Here is a 23,069-nt window from a genome sequence, read left to right on the forward strand (position 1 = left end):
CCCAGTCGACCAGCTCGCAAATCCGCCTCAGCACCGGGCTCCCTTTTCCTCGCCGCGACACCAGCGCGTCCGCAAAACTCGGTTGCCCAACCTGTCGATATGCCATCCCGAGCCCCCTCCGAACCTAAGCCCTATGGAATCGCTGATTCGCCTTTGTGCAAAGCTCTCGCTTGCGGGAGAGGTCGCGCCGGAGGCGCGGGTGAGGGCTCTCCCCTCTTGGGGAGTCTCTCTGTGGAGACACCCTCTCCCCAACCCTCTCCCGCAAGCGGGAGAGGGGGCGCACCTCCGTCGCAGGTGCCGCCGATTCGATCTCGCGTCCCCGGCCTATCCCGGCCTGCCGCCGCTTGTCCACGGCGTGGTATCGTCATTGCGAGTGATTCGGGATCGCGCATGACTGAAACGGCCGATGATCTGAGCGCCCCGCTCGGACAGGACACGCCGCGCCGGAAACGCCGGCTGCGGCTACCGTTCACGGCCATGCAGCTGCTGGCCGTCCTGCTCGGCCTGTTCCTCGTCACCTTTGCCGGCTTCGCCATCTTCAACAAGGACCCGCTCGGCGGCGAGCCGATGACGCGGATCGCGATCCGCGAGCCCAAGACGACGGACAAGACGACGGACAAGGCGACGGACGAGAAGCCGGCGGCCTCCGGCCACGGCCAGGAGAGCAAGCAGGACACCAAGGAAGCGCCGAAGCAGGCCGCCCCCGGCGAGCAGAAGACCATCACCATGATCGACGGCTCGACCGGCGCGCGCCACGACGTGGTGATCGGCAGCGGCGATGCTGCGGACAAGGGCGAGGCAGCGTCCGCCGCGCCGCCCGTCATGGCCGGGATCAATCCGAAGCTGCTGGAGAAATCGCGCTACGGCATGATCCCGGTGGTGGCCGACGGGCTGAAGCCGTTCAACGTCTATGCGGCAGACGCCGACCGCGCCAAGGCCGCCAAGATGCCCGCGGTCGCGATCGTGATCGGCGGCCTCGGCGTCGGCGCCGCCAAGACCCTAGATGCCATCATGAAGCTGCCACCGGCGGTGACGCTGGCCTTCACGCCCTATGGCGCCGACCCCGGCAAGCTCGCCGAGCGGGCCCGCGCGCAGCGCCACGAGATCTTCCTCCAGATCCCGATGGAGCCTTACGATTTCCCCGACAACGATCCGGGGCCGCAGACGCTGCTGACCTCGCTCAGCCCCGACCAGAACATGGACCGCCTGTACTGGCACCTGAGCCGGATGCAGGGCTATGCCGGCCTCACCAATTTCATGGGCGCCCGCTTCATCGCGACCGAGCCGGCGATGCAGCCGATCATCCGCGAGGCGGCCAAGCGCGGCCTCGGCTTCTTCGACGACGGCTCCTCGCCCCGCAGCATCGCGCCCCAGGCCGCGGCGAATCAGGCGATGCCGTTCGGCAAGGGCGACATCGCGATCGACGTGGTGCCGACCCCGACCGAGATCGACCGCGCCCTGAACAAGCTCGAATCGACGGCGCGGGAGCGCGGCATCGCTGTCGGCACGGCGTCCGCCCTGCCCGTCTCGATCGAGCGCATCGGCGCCTGGACCAAGACATTGGGCGACCGAGGTATCCTTTTGGTGCCATTGACAACCGCGATGCTGAAATCAAAATCCAGCTAAATCAACAAATTGGTACGGCACGGCTCCCGCGGGGCCGGCATGCCTTCCAAAAAAGCAGGCGAGAGGTCTGGCGGAATGGCGCGTTACGAGGATCTGCCCTACCGGACCTGCGTCGGTGTGATGCTGATCAATCCAAAGGGACTGGTGTTCATCGGCCGCCGCGCCGGCGGCATCGAGCATGTCGACGACGCCCATGTCTGGCAGATGCCGCAGGGCGGCGTCGATCCCGGCGAGGACACCTGGGAAGCGGCCAAGCGCGAGCTCTATGAGGAGACCAGCGTGCGCTCGGTCGAGCGGCTCGGCGAAGTCCCGGACTGGCTGACTTACGACATTCCACGCACGGTTGCGGGGCGCGCCTGGAAGGGCCGTTATCGCGGCCAGCGCCAGAAATGGTACGCGGTGCGCTTCACCGGCAAGGACAGCGAGATCAATGTCGAAAAGCCCGGCGGTGGCGGCCACAAGGCGGAATTCGTGAGCTGGCGCTGGGAGCCGATGCAGAATCTGACCGGGCTGATCATCCCGTTCAAGCGCCCGGTCTATGAGCGCGTGGTGAAGGAATTTTCTGCGCTGGCGGACGGATAATCCTTATTGTCGTCCCGGGGCGATGCGCAGCATCGTGCCCGGGACCTCGAGATTCCGGGTTCGATGCTTCGCATCGCCCGGAATGACGCCGAGAGATATTTGCAAGTGACCAACGAAAAACCCTACCGCCCCAACGTGGGGATCGCGCTGTTCAACACCGATGGCCGTGTGCTGATCGGCCACCGCTTCAAGGGCGACGGTCCCGAGATCATCCTACCGGGCCTCGACTGGCAGATGCCGCAGGGCGGCGTCGACGAGGGCGAGAATTTGCGCGACGCGGCGATGCGCGAGCTCTGGGAGGAGACCAGCGTCGTCAGCGCCGAATTCCTTGGCGAGACCGACTGGCTCACCTATGAATTCCCTCCTTACGACGGCCCACAGACGCATCGCCTCGCGAAATTCCGCGGCCAGCGGCAAAAATGGTTCGCGCTGCGCTTCACCGGCAAGGATGACGAGATCGATCCGCTGACACCGCGCAACGGCCAGCCCGCAGAGTTCGACGCCTGGCGCTGGGAGCGCCTCGACCGCGTCGCCGACCTCGTGGTGCCGTTCCGACGTGAGGTCTACCGCGCCGTGGCGCGAGAGTTTGCGGCCCTCGCAAGCTGAAACTGCGAAAACAACCCCATGCACAGTAGAGATGGGGTTGAAATCATGAGAGAATTTTCGCCGCCAAAGCGCGGCACGCCCTAATTGATCGGTCCAACCGTGAATGGGCCGATGGCGATGACGTGGCAGTCGCTGTCGCGTTTGGCGCAGTCGGCGAGCGCGGAGGTGACGGCGGCCTGCTCGTCGGCGGCTTTGAGGCCGAGACCGGGACGGCCCGCGGTGCCGACGGCGACGGCGTTCCAGCCCATGGCGTCGCTGAGCTTGCGCACGACCTCGCCGCGCGCGTCGGCCACGATCGAGGCGTTGGCGGCGGCGTTGAAGAAGCCGGTGATCCTGAACAAGGTCGGGATCGGCACGACGAAATTGTCGTCGATCGCGACGACCAGGCAGGCAACGCCGGCGATCGCGCCGCACGATTCCAGTGATCGCCGCGCCGCATCGTCGGCGGACGCGGCGCCCAGCACCATGAAATATTGTCCGCCCGGCCCGAGCGCGACCGAGCGCGATTTCGCCGCCGGCACGAACATGTTCTCGAGCCGGACCTTTTGCGGATCGCGCACGATCGGAAAATCCTTCGACGCGAAGGTCCGCTCGGTCATGGCATCGTGCCGCACCCAAGGCTGTGGCGGCATCGGCGGCTTGCCGTGCGTGTAGACGACGTTGTTGCCGACTGCATAGAGCTCGCAGCGCCGCGGCGATTGCGCGGCATCGGCACGCTTCTGGCACTGCTCGAGCGCCATGCTGCGCGCGGCCTCCTCGTTCGGCTGGTTCAATGCCGAGCCGGTAAAGCCGCCGACATTGAGCGCGAAAGCCTTGTAGTCGCCGGCCGCGGAATAGTCGCCGGCCAGGAAGTTGCGAACGCGCTCGTTGATGAAGGGCACGCTGTCGGCTGCAAGCTTGCCTGTCATCGGCGCCGCGGATGGTGACGGCGCGGGCATCGGCGCCATCGCGGCGCCGGTGTTCGATGGAGCCATCGGCGCCTTTGCGACCTGGGTGGGCGTCGGACTCGGCGTTGCGCTCGGCACGGCAATCGGTGGCGCGGCCAGCTTCGATGCGGCAGTCGCGGTCTGCTTGAGCTTGGTGTTGTAGAGAAAGCCGGTGACGACGATGCCGACGATCGAGACCACCGCGACCACCAGCGGCCACATCCACACCGGCGCCGTGGCCACCTTGGAGGCCGCCTTCTTCACCTGCGGCTTGGAATAGCTGCGGTCCTCGCGCCGCATCGCCACCATATAGGCGTGCACCGGCGTCGGGATGTTCTTGACCTCCTGCGCGCCGATGTCGGCGAACTGGACCGAGAGCTTGTTGGCAACCTGCTCATGCACCGCGCGGGAGACGCAGATGCCGCCGACCTCGGCAAGGCCTTCCAGACGCGCGGCGATGTTGACGCCGTCCCCTAACAGATCGCCGTCGCGCTCGACGACGTCGCCGATGGTGATGCCGATGCGGAACGACATCTGCCGGCTCGGCGGGTAGGCCATGTTGCGGGTCCGCAAAGACTCCTGGATGTCGATCGCGCAGCGCACTGCATCCACCGCGCTCGGAAATTCCGCGAGCACGGCATCGCCCGCCGTGTTGAAGATGCGCCCGCCGGCCTTGGCGATGAAATCGTCGACGACCTCGCGATAGGAGGCGAGACGCCGCAGCGTCTCCTCTTCGTCTTCCGCGACCAGCCTCGAATACCCGGCAATATCGGCTGCGAAAATCGCCGCGATCTTGCGTTTCATCTGCCACCGGCCCCCGGAACAAATCCGCGGGCGCAGAATGCCGCTATCTCCGGCGCGGTGCAACAAAGTTTCAGCGCCCGCCACGGTGGTGACGAGCGCTGAACTTGTTCAGGAATTTTGAGCTTGAGCCCCGGAGCGGCCGCGCCGGGGCTTAGTGCATAGCCGTGGAGCTGAGCTGCTGCTGGATGCTCTTGAAGTGGTCGAGCCGCTCGATGGCCTGATCGAGCTCGTCGCCTTCGTGCTCCTTCAGCCCCTCTTCCATCTCGGCGATGGTCTCGGCGAACTGTGCACGATCGAGCTCCTCCAGCGAGGTCGCGACGTCGGCGAGAACGGTCAGGCCCCTCTCCGAGACTTCGGCGAGGCCGCCGAGCACGATGATCTTCTCGTGGCGGCCAGCGGTGGTGATGGTGAGGATGCCGGGCCGGATCGCAGCCACGACCGGCGCATGTCCCGCCAGCACGCCGAAATCGCCCTCGACGCCGGGGATGTCGACCTGATCGACCTCACCCGAGAAGGCGAGCTTTTCCGGAGAGACGAGATCGAAGTGGAAGGTGGCCATGGGTGTTTCCGTTCTCTTCACTTGTCACCCGCGGGCTTGACCCGCGGGTCCATCCATCGAACGATTTTCGTTTTTCGATGGATTGCCGGGTCAAGCCCGGCAATGACGAGCAGTGCTTAGGCCGCTTCCGCCGCCAGCTTCTTGCCCTTCTCGACGGCTTCTTCGATGGTGCCGACCATGTAGAAGGCGGCTTCCGGCAGGTGATCGTACTTGCCTTCCACCAGGCCCTTGAAGCCCTTGATGGTGTCGGCGAGGTCGACGAACTTGCCCGGCGAGCCCGTGAAGACTTCGGCGACGAAGAATGGCTGCGACAGGAAGCGCTCGATCTTGCGGGCGCGGGCCACCGTCAGCTTGTCCTCTTCCGAAAGCTCGTCCATGCCGAGAATGGCGATGATGTCCTGCAGCGACTTGTAGCGCTGCAGCACCTGCTGGACCTGACGGGCGACGGCGTAGTGCTCCTCGCCGACGACCAGCGGGGAGAGCATGCGCGAGGTCGAGTCGAGCGGGTCCACCGCGGGATAGATGCCCTTCTCCGAGATCGCGCGCGACAGCACCGTGGTGGCGTCCAAGTGCGCAAACGAGGTGGCGGGCGCCGGGTCGGTCAAGTCGTCAGCCGGCACGTAGATGGCCTGCACCGAGGTGATCGAACCCTTCTGCGTGGTGGTGATGCGCTCCTGCAGCGCGCCCATGTCGGTCGCGAGCGTCGGCTGATAACCCACCGCCGAAGGAATGCGGCCGAGCAGCGCCGACACTTCCGAGCCCGCCTGGGTGAAACGGAAGATGTTGTCGACGAAGAACAGCACGTCCTGGCCCTGGTCGCGGAAGTGCTCGGCGACGGTGAGGCCGGTGAGGCCGACGCGGGCGCGGGCGCCCGGCGGCTCGTTCATCTGACCGAACACCAGCGCGCACTTCGACTTCACGCTCGGATCCGGATTCTTCGGATCCGCGTTGACCTTGGATTCGATGAACTCGTGATAGAGGTCGTTGCCCTCGCGGGTACGCTCGCCCACGCCGGCGAACACGGAGTAACCGCCGTGCGCCTTGGCGACGTTGTTGATGAGCTCTTGAATCAGCACGGTCTTGCCGACGCCGGCGCCGCCGAACAGGCCGATCTTGCCGCCCTTCGCATAGGGAGCGAGCAGATCGACGACCTTGATGCCGGTGACGAGAATCTCGGCTTCGGTCGACTGGTCGGTATAGGTCGGCGCTTCCTGGTGGATGGCGCGGGTGCCTTCCGACTTGATCGGGCCGGCCTCGTCGATCGGCTCGCCGATGACGTTCATGATGCGGCCCAGCGTACCGTCACCCACGGGAACCGAGATCGGCTGACCGGTGTCGGTCACTTCCTGGCCACGCACCAGACCTTCGGTGGCGTCCATCGCGATCGTGCGGACGGTCGACTCGCCGAGATGCTGCGCGACTTCCAGCACCAGGCGGTTGTTGCCGTTCTTGGTCTCCAGCGAGTTGAGAATGGCCGGCAGGTGGCCTTCGAACTGCACGTCGACGACGGCGCCCATGACCTGGGTAACGCGACCGATCTGTGTGGCTGCTGTAGCCATTTACTGTCTCCTTCGATCCGAATTTCGTGTCCGGTCAGACTGCTTCTGCGCCGGAGATGATTTCGATGAGTTCCTTGGTGATCTGAGCCTGACGCGTGCGGTTGTAGACCAGCGTCTGCTTGCGGATCATTTCGCCGGCGTTGCGGGTGGCGTTGTCCATCGCCGACATCTGCGCGCCGTAGAACGAAGCGTTGTTCTCGAGCAGGGCGCGGAAGATCTGCACCGCGAGATTGCGCGGCAACAGGCGCGCGAGGATCTCGTCCTCCTCCGGCTCGTATTCGTAGGAGGTCGCGCTGCCGTTCGCACCGCCCTCCTCGACAACCAGCGGGATGATCTGCTGGGCGGTCGGGACCTGCGCGATCACCGACTTGAAGCGCGAATAGAACAATGTGCAGACGTCGAACTCGCCGGCGTCGAAACGCGCCAGCACCTTCTTGGCGATGTCCTCGGCATTGACAAAGCCGAGCTGACGCACGCTGCGCAGGTCGAGATGCTCGACGATCTGTTTGTCGAACTGACGGCGGAGCTGCTCATAGCCCTTGCGGCCGACGCAGAAGAACTTCACGTCCTTGCCCTGCGCGATCAGCGCCTGGGCGTGCTCGCGGGCGAGGCGCACGATCGAGGAGTTGAAGGCGCCGGACAGGCCGCGCTCGCCGGTGCAGACCAGCAGCAGGTGCACCTGGTCCCTTCCGGTGCCGGCCAACAGCGGCGGCGCGCCCGGCGAGCCCGCCGCGGCGCTGGCGATGTTGGAGATCACCGCGCTCATCTTGTCGGCATAGGGACGCGCCGCTTCCGCGGCGGTCTGCGCGCGGCGCAGCTTCGAGGCCGCGACCATCTGCATGGCCTTGGTGATCTTTTGCGTCGCCTTGGTGGAGGCGATGCGGACGCGCATGTCTTTAAGTGACGCCATTCTTCGTTCACCCCGGCGGTTCGACGCAATGTCGGACCGCTAGCCTGTCCCTATCGCAATGCCCGGCCGGGCGCCGGGCAAGCTTGATATTATTTTGCTCCTCGCGAAGCGGCCATGGCCGGAAGCCCGGCCATGAAAGCTCTTACTTACGCGAAGCTCTTCGCAAAGCCTTCGACCACCGACTTCAGCTTGGCAGCGGTATCGTCGGAGAGGTCGCGGCTGTCGCGGATCGTGTTGAGGATGTCGACGTGCTTGCCGCGCAGCAGCGAGAGCAGGCCGTCCTCGAACGCGCGCACCTTGTTGAGCGAGAGCGGATCGAGATAGCCGTTGGTGCCGGCCCAGATCACGCAGACCTGTTCTTCCATCTTCAGCGGCGAGAACTGCGGCTGCTTGAGGAGCTCGGTGAGGCGCGAACCGCGGTTGAGCAGGCGCTGGGTCGAGGCGTCGAGGTCAGAGCCGAACTGCGCGAACGCCGCCATTTCGCGGTACTGCGCGAGCTCGCCCTTGATCTTGCCGGCGACCTTCTTGGTGGCCTTGGTCTGCGCCGAGGAGCCGACGCGCGACACCGACAGACCGACGTTCACCGCGGGACGGATGCCTTGGAAGAACAGGTCGGTTTCCAGGAAGATCTGACCGTCGGTGATCGAGATGACGTTGGTCGGGATGTAGGCCGACACGTCGTTGGCCTGGGTTTCGATGACCGGCAGCGCCGTCAGCGAGCCCGAACCCTGGTCCTTGTTCAGCTTCGCCGCGCGCTCGAGCAGGCGGGAGTGCAGATAGAACACGTCGCCGGGATAGGCTTCGCGGCCCGGCGGGCGGCGCAGCAGCAGCGACATCTGGCGGTAAGCGACGGCCTGCTTGGACAGATCGTCATAGATGATGACCGCGTGCATGCCGTTGTCGCGGAAGTACTCGCCCATGGTGCAGCCGGTGAACGGCGCGATGTACTGCATCGGCGCCGGATCCGAGGCGGTGGCGGCGACGACGATCGAGTATTCGAGCGCGCCCTGCTCCTCCAGCACCTTCACGAACTGCGCGACGGTCGAACGCTTCTGGCCGACCGCGACGTAGACGCAATACAGCTTGATGTTCTCGTCAGGCTGCGCGTTGAGCGGCTTCTGGTTCAGGATGGTGTCGAGCGCGATCGCGGTCTTGCCGGTCTGACGGTCGCCGATGATCAGCTCGCGCTGGCCGCGGCCGATCGGGATCAGGGCGTCGATCGCCTTGAGGCCGGTGGCCATCGGCTCGCTCACCGACTTGCGCGGAATGATGCCGGGCGCCTTGACGTCGACGCGCATACGCTTGTCGGCCTGGATCGGCCCCTTGCCGTCGATCGGGTTGCCGAGCGCGTCGACGACGCGGCCGAGCAGGCCCTTGCCGACCGGCGCGTCCACGATGGCGCGGGTGCGCTTGACGGTCTGGCCTTCCTTGATCTCGCGGTCGGCACCGAAAATAACGATACCGACGTTGTCGGTTTCGAGGTTCAGCGCCATGCCGCGGGTGCCGTTCTCGAACTCGACCATTTCACCGGCCTGGACGTTGTCCAGACCGTAGACGCGGGCGATACCGTCGCCGACGGACAGCACCTGTCCGACTTCGGAGACTTCAGCTTCCTGGCCGAAATTCTTGATCTGGTCCTTGAGGATCGCGGAAATTTCCGCGGCGCGGATGTCCATCAGCCTGCCTCTTTCATCGCGTGCTTGATCGAATTGAGTTTGGTGCGAAGCGAACCATCCACCATGCGGCTGCCCAGCTTGACGACGAGGCCACCGATGATCGAGCGATCGACTTTCACGTTCAGCGCGACGTCCTTGCCGGTCACCGACTTCAGGGCAACCTTGAGGGCGTCGAGATTCTTGTCCGAGAGCGCTTCCGCCACGGTGACGTCGGCCGTCGTCTCGCCCTTGAACTTGGCAACAAGGGCGAGATAGGCGCGAATGACGTCAGACACCGCGAACAGGCGGCGATTGGCCGTCAGCACTTTCAGGAAATTGCCGGAGATCCCGGCGATACCGGCCTTGGCCAGCACGGCCGAGAGGGCCTTGGACTGGGCGTCGGCGGCAAACACCGGGCTGCGGACGAGGCGCTTCAGATCGGCGCTCTCGGCCAGCAAGGCCTCGAATTTTTCGAGATCGGCTTTGACCTCGTCGACCACTTTCTGGTCGCGGGCCAGTTCAAACAAGGCCGTTGCATAACGGCCGGACACACCTGAAACGGACGTATCTTCTGCAGCCACAGACGCGCTCTTTTTGCTGTCAAACTCGCAAGGGAAAAACCGTCGCCACAAAGCGGCGCCTAGCGATCCAAGCCCTTGGAATTCAAGCGGGACTTCGATTTTCGGCCGACACGGGAGGTGCCGGGTCCGTTAAAATCGCGGCTTTGCTAACATAGCAGGCGCGCACGTGCAACATGACGCCAAATTAAAGGCACGAGGTTCTGTCGCCAGTTCGTCGCAGCCAACAAGGCCGCAACGACAACGATGACGAGTTGGGACCGGCGACCTCCCACGCCGCGGAAAATTGCTGCGTGCCTTGCCGCGGACCCGCCATTGGTTCCTGCCCTCAGCGCATAGCGGCCATGAACACGGATCGCTGAGGCGTGAATTCGACCGCACCAGTTCCACACGCTGAATACTTACCCAATTCTAAACGATCGAGGCGATGACTTCGTTTTACAGTATTAGCAAGTAATCATGAGGTTAACTAATCGTTAAAGCCGAAGCTTACGGGACATCGGCCGAATATCGCGCACCGGTAACAAGATATTTCATGACGACACATTCCGGATTTACTGCCCAATTCACGCCTCATTGGGAATCGAAACGCCAACCCGCTCTCAAACTGATAGGGGCTCCACTAGCCACATATGTGGCAATACTAGCTTAGGGACCACTAAATGCTGTCTTTGAAGACGCTGGGCTCTGTGACCCGGCCGCGCACGGCGATTGCTTTCGTCGCCGCAACTCTCCTCGTCGGTGGAACTGCCACCGAAGCTTCCGCCAAATCCCGGCATCACCGGCACCATCATCACCGGCACCACGCCCAGGCCGATGCCAACGCGACCTCCGATTGGCGTAATGCCAATGCGTCGATGACGCCGACCTCCGGCACGGGCCACAGCTTCTCCGGCATGGCCTCCTATTACGGCAACGAGTCCGGCAGCCGGACCGCCTCGGGCCAGCGCTTCAACCAGAACGCCTTGACCGCGGCGCACCGTTCGCTGCCGTTCGGCACCAAGCTCCGCGTCACCCACCGCGGCCAGAGCGTGGTCGTCACCATCAACGACCGCGGTCCGTTCATTCGCGGCCGTGTCCTCGACCTCTCCACCGGTGCCGCCCGCGCCATCGGCCTCACCGGCGCCGGCGTCGGCCGCGTCACCGCGGAAGTCGTCTCCTAAGGCATTCGAGACGCCTCACGCGCGCAGTTTTCATCAGTTTGATGCGCGCCTGAAACAAGCCCGTGGTCTTGGGGGACCGCGGGCTTTTTTTGTTTGCCGTCGTCACACTCGTGTCCCGGACAAGCTGCAACGCCGCTCGGCGTTGCGGCGCAGAGCCGGGACTCAGGAGCCGCGAGTTCCTCTGCGACATGGGCCCCGGCTCTGCAGCGCATCGTCGAACTGGACGATGCTTCGCATCGCCAGGGAGACGCTGCGCTGCGTCCGGGGCACGCAACGGCGATGGAGGCGCATGCTCTCTCCACACCGTCGTTGCGAGTTGGGACCGGCATTGAGCTGCCGACGCGCGCTGGATGAAACTGTCAATCCAGAATCTTTCCGCGTGTCCCGGACAAGCCGCAGCGCGTGAGCGTTGCGGCGCAGAGCCGGGATCCAGAAGCCGCGAGCTCCTGCGCGAGATGGGCCCCGGTTCTGCAGCGCATCGTCGAACCGGACGATGCTTCGCATCGCCGGGGAGACGCTGCGCTGCGTCCGGGGCACGAGAGGAGAGAGTGGGGCTACAAAAAGCTCTGCGGATCGACGTCCACTTCCAGCTTCTGATTGCCCGTCGGCTTCGGGCAAACCGCGAGCCAGTTGCGCAAATAATCCGACAGATCGAAGCCGCGCGCCGATTTCACCAGGATGCGGAAGCGGTAGCGGCCCTTGATGACGGCGAGCGGCGCTTCGGCCGGCCCCAGCACCACGACGCGCTCGTCGCGCGGCGCCAGCGCGACGAGCTTGCGGCCAAAGCCTTCGGCGCTCGGGCGGTCGCCTGCCGAGATGATCAGGCTCGCGAGCCGGCCGAACGGCGGATAGAGCGTCTTCTCGCGCAGATCGATCTCGCTGTCGTAGAAGGCCTCTCGGTCGCAGGCGATCAGCGCCCTCATTACGGGATGATCGGGCTGATGGGTCTGGAGATAGCCGACGCCGCGGCCCTGCTCGCGCCCGGCGCGGCCGATCACCTGGTTGAGCAATTGCCAGGTGCGTTCTGCGGCGCGCGGGTCGCCGTTGGAGAGGCCGAGATCCGCATCGACCACGCCGACCAGATTGAGCCGCGGGAAGTTGTGACCTTTCGCCACGAGCTGCGTGCCGATGATGATGTCGACGCGGCCCTCCGCGATTTCCGCAAGCTCTGAGCGCATCGTCTCGATCGAGGTGATGAGATCGCTCGACAGCACCATGGTGCGCGCCTCCGGGAACAGCGCCGCCGCCTCCTCCTGCAGGCGCTCGACGCCGGGACCGACCGCGACCAGCGATTCCTCGGCCGAACAGTTCGGGCAGAGATGCGGACGCGGCATCGAGAAGCCGCAATGATGGCAGACCAGGCGCTGGCGGAAGCGGTGATCGACCAGCCAGGCGTCGCAGATGGTGCAGGCGAAGCGATGGCCGCAGGCGCGGCACAAGGTCAGCGGCGCATAGCCGCGGCGATTGAGGAACAAGAGCGCCTGCTCGCGCCGCTCGATCGCGGTTCTGATCTCGCCGGCAAGCCGCGGCGAGATGAAGCGGCCGCGCGCGGGCGGCTCGCGGCGCAGATCGATCGCCTCGATATGCGGCATGTGCTGGCCGCCGAAGCGCGAGGGCAGCGCGATGCGCTGATAGCGGTTCTTGCGGGCATTGACCTCGGATTCGACCGAGGGCGTGGCGGACGCCAGCACGATCGGGATCTTGGCGATATGCGCACGCACCACCGCCATGTCGCGGGCGTGATAGTGCACGCCCTCGTCCTGCTTGTAGGCCTGGTCGTGCTCCTCATCGACCACGATGAGGCCGAGATTGGCGTAGGGGAGAAACAGCGCCGAGCGCGCGCCGACCACGACCGGTGCGGTGCCTGCGGAGATCGCGGCCCAATTGCGCGCGCGGGTGCGCGGCGTGAGCTCGGAGTGCCACTCGATCGGCCGCACGCCAAAACGCTGCGCGAAGCGGTCGAGGAACTGGCCGGTGAGCGCGATTTCCGGCATCAGGATCAGCGACTGTTTTCCGCGGCGGATCGTTTCCGCAACGGCCTCGAAATAGACCTCGGTCTTGCCCGAGCCGGTGACGCCGTCGAGCAGCGCAACGTGAAAGGTACCGTTGGCCGCGAGCGCGCGCATCGCATCCACACCGGCGCGCTGCAGCGGCGAGAAATCCGGACGGCCGAACTCCGGATCGGGGGTCGGCGGCGGCGGAGGCGGCGGCATCGGCTCCACCGTGAGCGTGCCTTCGTCGACGAGGCCGTCGATCACGCCTGAGGAGACGCCGGCTTCCTTGGCCGCCTCGGACTTGCCGTGCAGCAGCCGGTCCGACAGCACCGCGATCACCCGCTGCCGCGCCGGCGTCAGCCGCTTCGGGGGATCGCCGACAAGACGCACGCCGGCGCGCGCCCGCTCCGGGCCGAGAGTCTCTCCCATGCGCAGACACATGCGCAGCACCATGCCGCGGGGGCTCAGCGTGTAATTGGCGACCCAGTCGACCACCGAGCGCAGCTCGGGCTTGAGCGGCGGAATGTCGAGCTTCTCGCTGACCTCCTTGAGGCGGTTGTGCAGGCGCGGATCGGGATTGGCGTTTTCGCCCCAGACCACGGCCAGCACCTCGCGCGGGCCGAGTGGCACGCCGACGAGATCGCCCGCCTTCAGCTCCATGCCGCGCGGCACCTTGTAGGAATAGGTCTGGTCGAGCGCGACCGGCACCAGCACGTCGACCATGCGGGTCGCTGTGGCGGGGGCGGTGCTGCTGCGCGACGTGTGATCCATGAGCTGAGAATCGGAACCCGGGCCTTGAGGCTAGCGCCGCGCGGCGGCCTTAGCGAACGATAAACGAGTGTGATGCGATATACTGTGCGGAATCACCACGTCCAGAGCGCATGAGCAAAGCGGCCGCCCCACAAATCGAGCTCGCCAGCGCCGATCCCTCGATCGCGCAGGAGATGGCGCGCTGGCTGTCGCATCTCGGCGCCGAGCGGCGGCTGTCGCCGAAGACGCTGGAGGCCTATGGCCGCGACTTAAGGCAGTGCCTGGATTTCCTCTGTGCGCATTGGGGCGAGCGCGTCACGCTCAAGCGATTCGCCGCGCTGGAGGCCACCGATGTGCGCGCCTTCATGGCGATGCGTCGCGCCGACGACATTGCCGGCCGCAGCCTGATGCGTGCGCTGGCGGGGCTGCGTTCGTTCGGCCGCTTCCTCGAGCGCGAGGGCAAGGGCAAGGTCGGCGCGCTCTCCGCGATCCGTGCGCCAAAAGTCGCAAAAAGCCTGCCGAAGCCGCTGCCGATGGTATCTGCAAAGCGTCTTGCCGACGCCGACGAGCGCGCCGGCGAGGAACGCGAGACCTGGATTTTGGCGCGCGATGCTGCGGTGATGGCGCTCCTGTACGGCTCCGGCCTGCGCATCTCCGAAGCGCTCGGCCTGAAACGCCGCGAGGTGCCGCGGCCCGGCGAAGGCGACGTGCTCGTCGTCACCGGCAAGGGCAACAAGACCCGCATGGTGCCGGTGCTGCAAAACGTGCTCGCGCTGGTGCAGGAATACGTTGCCATGTGCCCGTATCCGCTGCCCGCCGAGGGCCCGATCTTCGTCGGCGCACGCGGCGGGCCGCTCAGCCCGCGCATCATCCAGCTCGCGATGGAGCGGCTGCGCGGCGCACTGGGACTTCCCGACAGCGCGACGCCGCACGCGCTGCGGCATTCCTTCGCCACGCATCTGCTCTCGCGCGGCGGCGACCTACGCGCCATCCAGGAATTGCTCGGCCATTCCTCGCTCTCGACCACGCAGGTCTACACCGGCATCGATTCCGAGCGGCTGCTTGAGGTCTACGCCAGCGCACATCCGCGGCGCTGACACACTGCAAGCTCTCGTGCCCCGGACGCAGCGCAGCGCTCTCCCGGCGATGCGAAGCATCGTCCGGAGCAGCGATGCGCTGCAGAGCCGGGGCCCATCCGCGGCGAATAGCTGGGTCCCGGCTCTGCGTCGCAGCGTTACACGCCGCGCCGCGTCCGGGACACGAGAGCCGACGAGCTGACACGTTCTTGTCACGATGCGCATGCCTCTTGCGCAGGCCGCGCGGTTCGGTCAATCGTTGCGGAACCGAGGCAGGAGGGATTTATGAGCGCACATGAAAGCATGGAGCATGCCGAGCACGCCGAACACGCGTCCGGCTCGAACAAGAAGATCGCGCTCCTGATCGCTGTCCTGGCGCTGTTCCTGGCCGTCTCGGAGACGCTCGGCAAGGGCGCCCAGACCGAATCGATCAGCAAGAATGTCGAGGCTGCCAATCTCTGGGCGTTCTTCCAGGCCAAGAGCATCCGCCGCACCGTGGTGCAGACCGCGGCCGAGCAGGGCAAGCTGACGCTCGCCGGCACGGGCGATGACGCGCTGAAGGCGTCGGTGCAGAAGCAGGTCGACGACTGGACCAAGACCGCGCAGCGCTACCGCTCCGAGCCCGAGACCGGCGAAGGCACCGAGCAGCTCGCCGAGAAGGCCAAGCACGCCGAGCACGATCGCGACGAGTCGACTGCGAAATACCACCATTTCGAGCTGGCGTCGGCGGCCTTCCAGATCGGCATCGTGCTGGCGTCAGCCACCATCATCACCGGCATGCTCGCGCTGGCCTATGTCAGCGGCGTGCTGACGCTCGCCGGCCTGATCATGACCGCCCTCGGCCTGTGGTGGCCGCATCTGCTGCATTTGCATTAGGGCGCGCGCTGTCGCGCACGCTTGAAGCCACATTATCGCTGTCATGCCCCGCGAAGGCGGGGCATCCAGTACGCCGCAGCGTCTCGGATCTAGCCTCGCTTCCTCTGGAATACTGGATTGCCCGCCTTCGCGGGCAATGACACCGAGTGTGTGGCAATGACAGTGAGTCCGCGGCGAGCAGCTCACCGCGCCTGGTGCACGCTCTTCCTGAAACGCTGGATCTGGCGCAGCGTGCGGGCGGACCAGCCCTCGCCGTTGCCGGCGATCAGCTCGCGGATGCGGCGCTTGATCGGGTCGACCAGCGCATGCGCCTTGGCGCGCAGCTTCATCACGAGATCGTAGATCCGCTCGAACCAGTGCATCTCCAGCAGCTTGGCGCGCGTGACGTCGAACACGAAGGCGGTGACGCCGACGCCGACCAGCTTTGCGAACAGGATCGTGAAGACTGCGCTGGTCCAGTATTCGTGCGCGAGCAGCCACAGGCCGACCAGCTTGAGCGGAAACAGCGGGATGATGGGGACCGCGAACACGACCAGCGTCATGGCCGGCGACAGCGCATCGACGCGCTCCGTCAGCCATTGCTTGAAGCGCGCAAGCGGGATCGCCGCGACGACCTTTGCAACGATCGGCTCGAGATGGTCCCACAGCCAGGCTTCGATCAGGAAGATGATCGCAAGCAGGACCCAGACCGGTTGAAGGAGGCGGCGCAGCATGTGTTTCCCGCCCGGTTCGGCGCTGGGCGCGTCGCTACATATGGATGGCCCGCTTGCCGACTGCAAGCGCGGCTTCCTTGACGGCCTCCGAGCGGGTCGGATGGGCGTGGCAGGTACGCGCGAGATCTTCCGCGCTGCCGCCAAATTCCATGAGAACACAGGCTTCATGGATCATTTCGCCGGCTTCGCGGCCGATAATGTGCACACCGAGCACGCGATCGGTCTTCGCATCTGCGAGAATCTTCACGAAGCCGTCGGTGGTCTGGTTGACCTTGGAGCGGCCGTTGGCGGTAAAGGGAAACTTCCCGACGGTATAGGCCGTGCCCGCCTGCTTCAGCTCCTCCTCGGTCTTGCCGACGGAGGACACTTCCGGCGTGGTATACACGACGCCCGGGATCACATCGTAGTTCACGTGGCCGGCCTGCCCTGCGATGATCTCCGCGACGGCAACGCCTTCGTCCTCGGCCTTGTGCGCGAGCATCGGGCCGGCGACGACGTCGCCGATGGCATAGACGCCTTTGAGGCTGGTGGCGAAATGCGGATCGATCTGCACGCGGCCGCGATTGTCGAGCGCGACGCCGGCTTCCTTCAGGCCGAGCCCATCCGTGTACGGCGTGCGGCCGATGCAGACCAGCACGACGTCGGCTTCGATGGTCTCGGCGGCGCCGCCGGCAGCCGGTTCGATTTTCGCGAGCAATGCCTTGCTGTTCACTTCGACGCCGGTGACCTTCGAACCCAGCTTGAATGCAAATCCCTGCTTTTCCAGCATGCGCTGGAATTGCTTGGCGATCTCGCCGTCCATGCCGGGCAGGATGCGATCGAGGAATTCGACCACCATGACTTCGGATCCGAGCCGGCGCCACACGGAGCCGAGTTCGAGCCCGATCACGCCGGCGCCAATGACCAGCAACCTGCCGGGCACCTTCTCCAGCGACAGCGCGCCGGTCGAGGAGACGATGCGCTTCTCGTCGATCTCGATGCCCTTGAGGCGCGCGATGTCGGAGCCGGTGGCGATCACGATGTTCTTGGTCTCGACCACCTGCGCCTTGCCGTCGGCGGAGACTTCGACCTTGCCGGTCCCCAAGATCTTGCCGGTGCCCTTGAGCACATCGATCTTGTTCTTCTTCATCAGGAACTCGACGCCCTTGACGTTGCCGTCGATGCCCTGCTGCTTGAAGTTCATCATCGAAGGCAGATCGAGCTTCGGCGCCGAGACGCTGACGCCCATCTTCGCGAAGGAATGGCCGGCTTCCTCGAACATTTCGGAGGCATGCAGCAGCGCCTTCGAGGGCATGCAGCCGACATTGAGACAGGTGCCGCCGAGCGTTGAGTTCTTTTCGACCACGGCGACTTTCATGCCGAGCTGGCTAGCGCGCACTGCGCAGACATATCCGCCCGGTCCGGTGCCGATGACGACGAGATCGTAGATAGCCATGAGAGAAAGTCCCGTAGGTTTAGCGTGATAGAGATGTGTCAGCGTCCGCGCGGCGCGTCAGCGTCCGCCGGACACATCGAGAATGGCTGAGGTGACGTAGGAGGCCTCGTCCGACAGCAGCCAGACGATGGCGTTGGCGATTTCGTCGGCGGTGCCGACGCGCTTCATCGGCACCAGATGGGCCAGACGATGGGCGCGATCGGGCTCGCCGCCGGCGGCGTGGATTTCGGTGTCGATCAGGCCCGGGCGGATGCCCGCGACACGGATGCCTTCGTTCGCAACCTCATAGCCGAGGCCGATGGTGAAGGAATCGATCGCGCCCTTGGACGCGGCATAGTCGACATAGGTGTTGGGCGAGCCGAGCTTGGCGGCGACCGACGACAGGTTGACGATGACACCGCCCTTGCCGCCATGCTTGGTCGACATCCGTTTCACCGCCTCGCGCGCGCAGAGCATGGAGCCGGTGACGTTGACCGCCATGACGCGCTGGATGCGCTCGGCCGACATCTCGTCGACGCGCACGCCGCTCTTGCCGACGATGCCGCCATTGTTGACGAGGGCGCCGAGGATGCCGAACTTGTCGGCAGCCTTGAACAGGTTGAGGATGTCGCTTTCCTCGGCGACATCGCATTTCACCGCGATGGCCTTGCCGCCCTTGGCCTCGATCTGCGCGACCACCTCGTCGGCGGCCTGCTTGTTGCTGGCATAGCCGACCACGACGCGAAAGCCGCGCGCGGCCGCCGCAATTGCGGTCGCCCGCCCGATGCCGCGGCTGCCGCCGGTGATGACAACGACCTTATCCGTCACGCGCGCCTCCATGGTTCGACATGCGCCGTCGCGCGATAATGCGACGGCGCTCGCAGAGCATCAGGGATCAGAGATCGAGCACCAGGCGCGCCGGATCTTCCAGGCTCTCCTTGACGCGGACCAGGAAGGTGACGGCTTCCTTGCCGTCGATGACGCGGTGATCGTAGGACAGCGCCAGGTACATCATCGGGCGCACCTCGATCTTGCCGCCGACGACCATCGGCCGCTCCTGGATCTTGTGCATGCCGAGGATGCCGGACTGCGGCGCGTTCAGGATCGGGGTCGACATCAGCGAGCCGTAGATGCCGCCATTGGTGATGGTGAAGGTGCCGCCCTGCATCTCGTCGATCTTGAGCTGGCCGTCACGGGCGCGGCGGCCGAAATCGGCGATGCTCTTCTCGATGTCGGAGATCGACTTGTGGTCGCAGTCGCGCACCACCGGCACGACCAGGCCCTTGTCGGTGCCGACGGCGACGCCGATGTGGTAATAGTTCTTGTAGATCAAATCGCTGCCGTCGATCTCGGCGTTGACGGCCGGGATGTCCTTCAGCGCCTGCACGACGGCCTTGGTGAAGAAGCCCATGAAGCCGAGCTTGGCGCCATGCTTCTTCTCGAACGCGTCCTTGTAGTGCGCGCGCAGCGCCATGACGTTGGTCATGTCGACCTCGTTGAAGGTCGTGAGCATGGCGGCGGTGTTCTGCACGTCCTTGAGGCGGCGCGCGATGGTCTGGCGCAGGCGGGTCATCTTGACGCGCTCTTCGCGGGCGGCGTCATCGGCCGGCGACGGCGCGCGGACCTGTACGGCGGCGGCGGGCTGGGTGGCCGGGGGCGGCGCCGACGCGGCGCGCTCGATCGCAGCTAACATGTCGCCCTTGGTGACGCGGCCATCCTTGCCGGAGCCCGGAACGGTGGAGGCGTCGATGCCGGTCTCGGCCGACAGCTTGCGCACGGACGGGGCGAGCGGGGCGTCGGCCGGCGGCGCCTTGGCGGCAGCGGGAGCCGGCGCGGGAGCAGCAGCGGCGGCCGCAGGAGCAGCAGCCTTGGCCGGCGCGGCGGCGGGCTTGGCAGCGCCGGCACCGTCGGTGATCTGGCCGAGCAGCGCGCCGACCGCGACGGTCGCACCATCGGCGGCGATGATCTCGCTCAGCGTACCCGCGGAGGGCGCGGGGACCTCGATGGTGACCTTGTCGGTCTCGAGCTCCACCAAGGGCTCGTCGACGGCGACGGGATCGCCGGCCTTCTTGAACCAGCGGCCGATGGTAGCCTCGGTGACGGATTCGCCGAGCGTCGGCACACGAATTTCAGTCATGGTCTCTTCCTTAAGGGATCGCCGATAGCGGTCATGAATTCATACGTCATTGCCCGCGAAGGCGGGCAATCCAGTACGCCATGACCTTCGTGATTAGAACGAACGCCGCGGAGTACTGGATGCCCCGCCTTCGCGGGGCATGACAGGGTCGTTAAAAACTTCTCAGCTCAGTGCTTCGTCCAGGAACGCCTTCAGCTGAGCCTGGTGCTTGGACATCAGACCCGTGGCGGTCGCGGCGGAAGCGGCGCGGCCGACATAACGCGGACGCCGGCTCGCACCGTTCACCTGGTTCAGCACCCATTCCAGATAGGGTTCGATGAAGTGCCAGGCGCCCATGTTGCGGGGCTCTTCCTGGCACCACACCACTTCGGCCTTCTTGAAGCGCGACAGCTCGGCCACCAGCGCCTTCAGCGGTACCGGATAGAGCTGCTCGACGCGCATCAGGTAGATGTCGTCGATGCCGCGCTTCTCGCGCTCCTCGTAGAGGTCGTAATAGACCTTGCCGGAGCACAGCACGATGCGGCGGATCTTCTCGTCCGGAACGAGCTTGACGGCTTCGTTCGGCAGCATCTGGGCGTCATCGTAGAGGATGCGATGGAAGGTCGTGCCCTTCGCCAGCTCTTCGAGACGCGACACTGCCCGCTTGTGGCGCAGCAGCGACTTCGGCGTCATCATGATCAGCGGCTTGCGGATCTCGCGATGCAGCTGCCGGCGCAGCGCGTGGAAGTAGTTCGCCGGCGTGGTCGGGTAGACCACCTGCATGTTGTCCTCCGCGCACATCTGCAGGTAACGCTCGAGGCGCGCCGAGGAGTGCTCCGGTCCCTGGCCCTCATAGCCGTGCGGCAGCAGGCAGACGAGGCCGGACATGCGCAGCCATTTGCGTTCGCCCGAGGAGATGAACTGGTCGAACACGACCTGCGCGCCGTTGGCGAAGTCGCCGAATTGGGCTTCCCACAGCGTCAGCGTGTTCGGCTCGGCGAGCGAATAGCCGTATTCGAAGCCGAGCACGGCCTCTTCCGACAGCAGCGAGTTGATGACCTCGTAGTGGCCCTGCTCGTGACCCAGATGGTTGAACGGCGTGTAGCGGCTCTCGTCCTCCTGGTCGATCAGGACCGAGTGGCGCTGCGAGAAGGTGCCGCGCTCCGAGTCCTGTCCGGACAGGCGGACGTGGTGGTTTTCGTTGAGCAGCGAGCAGAACGCCAGCGCCTCGCCGGTCGCCCAGTCGATGCCGGTACCGGTATCGATCGCCTTCGAGCGGTTATCGAGGAAACGCTGGATGGTGCGGTGAACGCGGAAGCCGTCCGGAACCTTGGTGATCTTGCGGCCGATGTCCTTCAGCGTGGCGATGTCGACGCCGGTGACGCCGCGCCGCGCATCCTCCTCCTGATCGGCGATCTTGAAGCCCGCCCACTTGCCGTCGAGCCAGTCGGCCTTGTTCGGCTTGTAGGAGGTGCCGGCCTCGAACTCGGCATCGAGCCGCGCGCGCCAGTCGGCCTTCAGCTTGTCGACCTCACCCTCGGTGACCACGCCCTCGGCGATCAGGCGCTTGGCATAGAGCGACAGCGTCGACGGATGGGCCGCGATCCGCTTGTACATGACCGGCTGGGTGAACGCCGGCTCATCGCCCTCGTTGTGGCCGTAGCGCCGATAGCACCACATGTCGATGACGACGGGCTTGTGGAACTTCTGCCGGAATTCGGTCGCGACCTTGGCGGCGAACACCACCGCTTCCGGATCATCGCCGTTGACGTGGAAGATCGGCGCATCGATCATCTTCGCCACATCCGACGGGTAAGGCGAGGAACGAGAATAACGCGGATAGGTGGTGAAGCCGATCTGGTTGTTGACGATGAAGTGCACGGAGCCGCCGGTGCGGTAGCCCTTCAGGTCCGACAGGCCGAAGCATTCGGCGACCACGCCCTGGCCGGCGAACGCGGCGTCGCCGTGCATCAGGAGCGGCATCACGGAAATGCGCATATCCGGCGGATCGCCGTGCTGGTCCTGCTTCGCGCGCACCTTGCCGAGCACCACGGGATCGACGATCTCGAGATGCGAGGGGTTGGCGGTCAGTGACAGGTGGATGCGGTTGCCGTCGAACTCGCGGTCCGAGGAGGCGCCGAGGTGATACTTGACGTCGCCGGAGCCTTCGACGTCCTCCGGGTTGGCGGAGCCGCCCTTGAACTCGTGAAACAGTGCGCGGTGCGACTTGGCCATCACCTGCGTCAGCACGTTGAGGCGGCCGCGATGCGGCATGCCGAGCACGATTTCCTTCACGCCGAGATTGCCGCCGCGCTTGATGATCTGCTCGAGCGCGGGGATCAGCGATTCACCGCCGTCGAGGCCGAAGCGCTTGGTGCCGGTGAACTTGGTGTCGCAGAATTTTTCAAAACCTTCGGTTTCGACCAGCTTCATCAGGATGGCGCGGCGGCCTTCGCGGGTGAACGAGATTTCCTTGTCCGGACCCTCGATGCGCTCCTGGATCCAGGCCTTCTGCGCGGCATTGCTGATATGCATGAACTCGACGCCGAGCGTCTGGCAGTAGGTGCGCTCGCAGATCGCGGTGATCTCGCGAAGCGTGCCGTATTCGAGGCCGAGCACGTGATCGAGGAAGATCTTGCGGTCGAAATCGGCCTCGCTGAAGCCGTAGGTGCGCGGGTCGAGCTCTTCGCGGTTGCGCTGGGCTTCGATGCCGAGCGGATCGAGCTTGGCGTGGAAGTGGCCGCGCATGCGGTAGGAGCGGATCAGCATGAGGGCGCGGACGGAGTCCCGTGTCGCCTGAAGCACGTCGGCGGAGGAGATATCGACGCCCTTGTCGCCTCCCTTGGCCTGCGCCTTGGCGGCGATCTTGGCACCGACCGCCTTCTCGACCTCAGCCCAGTTGCCGTCGAGGGCCGAGGTGAGGTCGTCCTTCGGCGTCAGCGGCCAGTTGTCCCGCTCCCAGGACGGCCCCTCCGCGTTCTTCCGGACGTCGGCGGGCTGGTCGTTGAGGCTCTTGAAGAACTCCTGCCACTCGGCGTCGACCGAGGAGGGGTCCTTCTCGTAGCGGGCGTAGATTTCGTCGATGTAGGTGGCGTTGGTGCCCTGCAAAAAGGATGACAGGGCAAAGGCTGCGTTCGCGTCCTGGCGAGACATACTTGAGTT

At 65.4% G+C, this 23,069-nt stretch carries 18 protein-coding genes; 6 read left to right on the forward strand and 12 right to left on the reverse strand.

Going from position 1 to position 23,069, the window contains the following annotated elements:
* Positions 1-390: 390 nt before the first annotated feature.
* The 3 genes from CVM73_RS33910 (at position 391) to CVM73_RS33920 (ending at position 2,814) form a co-directional block, all read left to right on the forward strand.
* Positions 391-1,626 carry a divergent polysaccharide deacetylase family protein gene (locus tag CVM73_RS33910; RefSeq protein WP_100236121.1) on the forward strand — a complete coding sequence of 412 codons (1,236 nt, stop codon included), beginning with the start codon at positions 391-393 and terminating at the stop codon, positions 1,624-1,626.
* A gap of 75 nt (positions 1,627-1,701) precedes the next feature.
* Complete coding sequence (locus tag CVM73_RS33915) at positions 1,702-2,208, forward strand: RNA pyrophosphohydrolase (protein WP_100236122.1); 507 nt, start codon at positions 1,702-1,704, stop codon at positions 2,206-2,208.
* Between the two features lie 105 nt (positions 2,209-2,313).
* Positions 2,314-2,814, forward strand: coding sequence for an RNA pyrophosphohydrolase (locus tag CVM73_RS33920; RefSeq protein ID WP_167407219.1), 501 nt, complete (start codon positions 2,314-2,316; stop codon positions 2,812-2,814).
* An 80-nt stretch (positions 2,815-2,894) separates the two neighbouring features.
* Here CVM73_RS33920 and CVM73_RS33925 read toward each other — a convergent pair whose 3' ends face one another.
* From CVM73_RS33925 to CVM73_RS33950, 6 genes are all read right to left on the reverse strand, one after another.
* A complete protein-coding gene (locus CVM73_RS33925; RefSeq protein ID WP_100236124.1) occupies positions 2,895-4,544 on the reverse strand; it encodes an adenylate/guanylate cyclase domain-containing protein in 1,650 nt (549 codons plus the stop codon).
* Between the two features lie 151 nt (positions 4,545-4,695).
* Positions 4,696-5,103, reverse strand: a complete 408-nt coding sequence (locus CVM73_RS33930) for a F0F1 ATP synthase subunit epsilon (protein WP_100236125.1) — start codon at positions 5,101-5,103, stop codon at positions 4,696-4,698.
* A 116-nt stretch (positions 5,104-5,219) separates the two neighbouring features.
* Entirely contained in the window at positions 5,220-6,662 is a 1,443-nt protein-coding gene (gene atpD / locus CVM73_RS33935; protein ID WP_100236126.1) for a F0F1 ATP synthase subunit beta, read from the reverse strand.
* Positions 6,663-6,696: 34 nt separating this feature from the next.
* Positions 6,697-7,572, reverse strand: coding sequence for a F0F1 ATP synthase subunit gamma (locus tag CVM73_RS33940; RefSeq protein WP_100236127.1), 876 nt, complete (start codon positions 7,570-7,572; stop codon positions 6,697-6,699).
* A gap of 146 nt (positions 7,573-7,718) precedes the next feature.
* Positions 7,719-9,248 carry a F0F1 ATP synthase subunit alpha gene (atpA, locus tag CVM73_RS33945; RefSeq protein WP_100236128.1) on the reverse strand — a complete coding sequence of 510 codons (1,530 nt, stop codon included), beginning with the start codon at positions 9,246-9,248 and terminating at the stop codon, positions 7,719-7,721.
* Entirely contained in the window at positions 9,248-9,808 is a 561-nt protein-coding gene (locus CVM73_RS33950; protein ID WP_100236129.1) for a F0F1 ATP synthase subunit delta, read from the reverse strand. The genes atpA and CVM73_RS33950 overlap by 1 nt, the downstream gene beginning before the upstream one ends.
* A gap of 659 nt (positions 9,809-10,467) precedes the next feature.
* Here CVM73_RS33950 and CVM73_RS33955 point away from each other — a divergent pair.
* Entirely contained in the window at positions 10,468-10,968 is a 501-nt protein-coding gene (locus CVM73_RS33955) for a septal ring lytic transglycosylase RlpA family protein (RefSeq protein ID WP_100236130.1), read from the forward strand.
* A gap of 554 nt (positions 10,969-11,522) precedes the next feature.
* On the opposite strand, the gene CVM73_RS33960 is transcribed toward CVM73_RS33955, so the two are convergent.
* On the reverse strand, positions 11,523-13,733 hold the full coding sequence (locus tag CVM73_RS33960) for a primosomal protein N' (protein WP_100236131.1): 2,211 nt from the start codon (positions 13,731-13,733) through the stop codon (positions 11,523-11,525).
* A 110-nt stretch (positions 13,734-13,843) separates the two neighbouring features.
* On the opposite strand from CVM73_RS33960, the gene CVM73_RS33965 reads away from it, so the two are divergent.
* Positions 13,844-14,809: a tyrosine recombinase XerC gene (locus CVM73_RS33965; protein ID WP_100236132.1), complete on the forward strand. Its 966-nt coding sequence runs from the start codon at positions 13,844-13,846 to the stop codon at positions 14,807-14,809.
* Between the two features lie 264 nt (positions 14,810-15,073).
* Positions 15,074-15,664: a DUF4337 domain-containing protein gene (locus CVM73_RS33970; RefSeq protein ID WP_100236133.1), complete on the forward strand. Its 591-nt coding sequence runs from the start codon at positions 15,074-15,076 to the stop codon at positions 15,662-15,664.
* A 182-nt stretch (positions 15,665-15,846) separates the two neighbouring features.
* Here the strand turns inward: CVM73_RS33970 and CVM73_RS33975 are convergent, their stop codons facing one another.
* From CVM73_RS33975 to CVM73_RS33995, 5 genes are all read right to left on the reverse strand, one after another.
* Complete coding sequence (locus CVM73_RS33975) at positions 15,847-16,377, reverse strand: hypothetical protein (protein WP_100236134.1); 531 nt, start codon at positions 16,375-16,377, stop codon at positions 15,847-15,849.
* A 34-nt stretch (positions 16,378-16,411) separates the two neighbouring features.
* Positions 16,412-17,812: a dihydrolipoyl dehydrogenase gene (lpdA, locus tag CVM73_RS33980; protein ID WP_100236135.1), complete on the reverse strand. Its 1,401-nt coding sequence runs from the start codon at positions 17,810-17,812 to the stop codon at positions 16,412-16,414.
* Between the two features lie 57 nt (positions 17,813-17,869).
* A complete protein-coding gene (locus tag CVM73_RS33985) occupies positions 17,870-18,631 on the reverse strand; it encodes an SDR family oxidoreductase (RefSeq protein WP_100236136.1) in 762 nt (253 codons plus the stop codon).
* Between the two features lie 55 nt (positions 18,632-18,686).
* Positions 18,687-19,928 carry a 2-oxoglutarate dehydrogenase complex dihydrolipoyllysine-residue succinyltransferase gene (gene odhB / locus CVM73_RS33990; RefSeq protein ID WP_100236137.1) on the reverse strand — a complete coding sequence of 414 codons (1,242 nt, stop codon included), beginning with the start codon at positions 19,926-19,928 and terminating at the stop codon, positions 18,687-18,689.
* Positions 19,929-20,090: 162 nt separating this feature from the next.
* Positions 20,091-23,060, reverse strand: a complete 2,970-nt coding sequence (locus CVM73_RS33995) for a 2-oxoglutarate dehydrogenase E1 component (protein WP_100236138.1) — start codon at positions 23,058-23,060, stop codon at positions 20,091-20,093.
* Between the last annotated feature and the right edge of the window lie 9 nt (positions 23,061-23,069).

The sequence above is a fragment of the Bradyrhizobium forestalis genome (genome assembly GCF_002795245.1).
In the GTDB taxonomy this organism is placed as follows: Bacteria; Pseudomonadota; Alphaproteobacteria; order Rhizobiales; family Xanthobacteraceae; genus Bradyrhizobium; species Bradyrhizobium forestalis.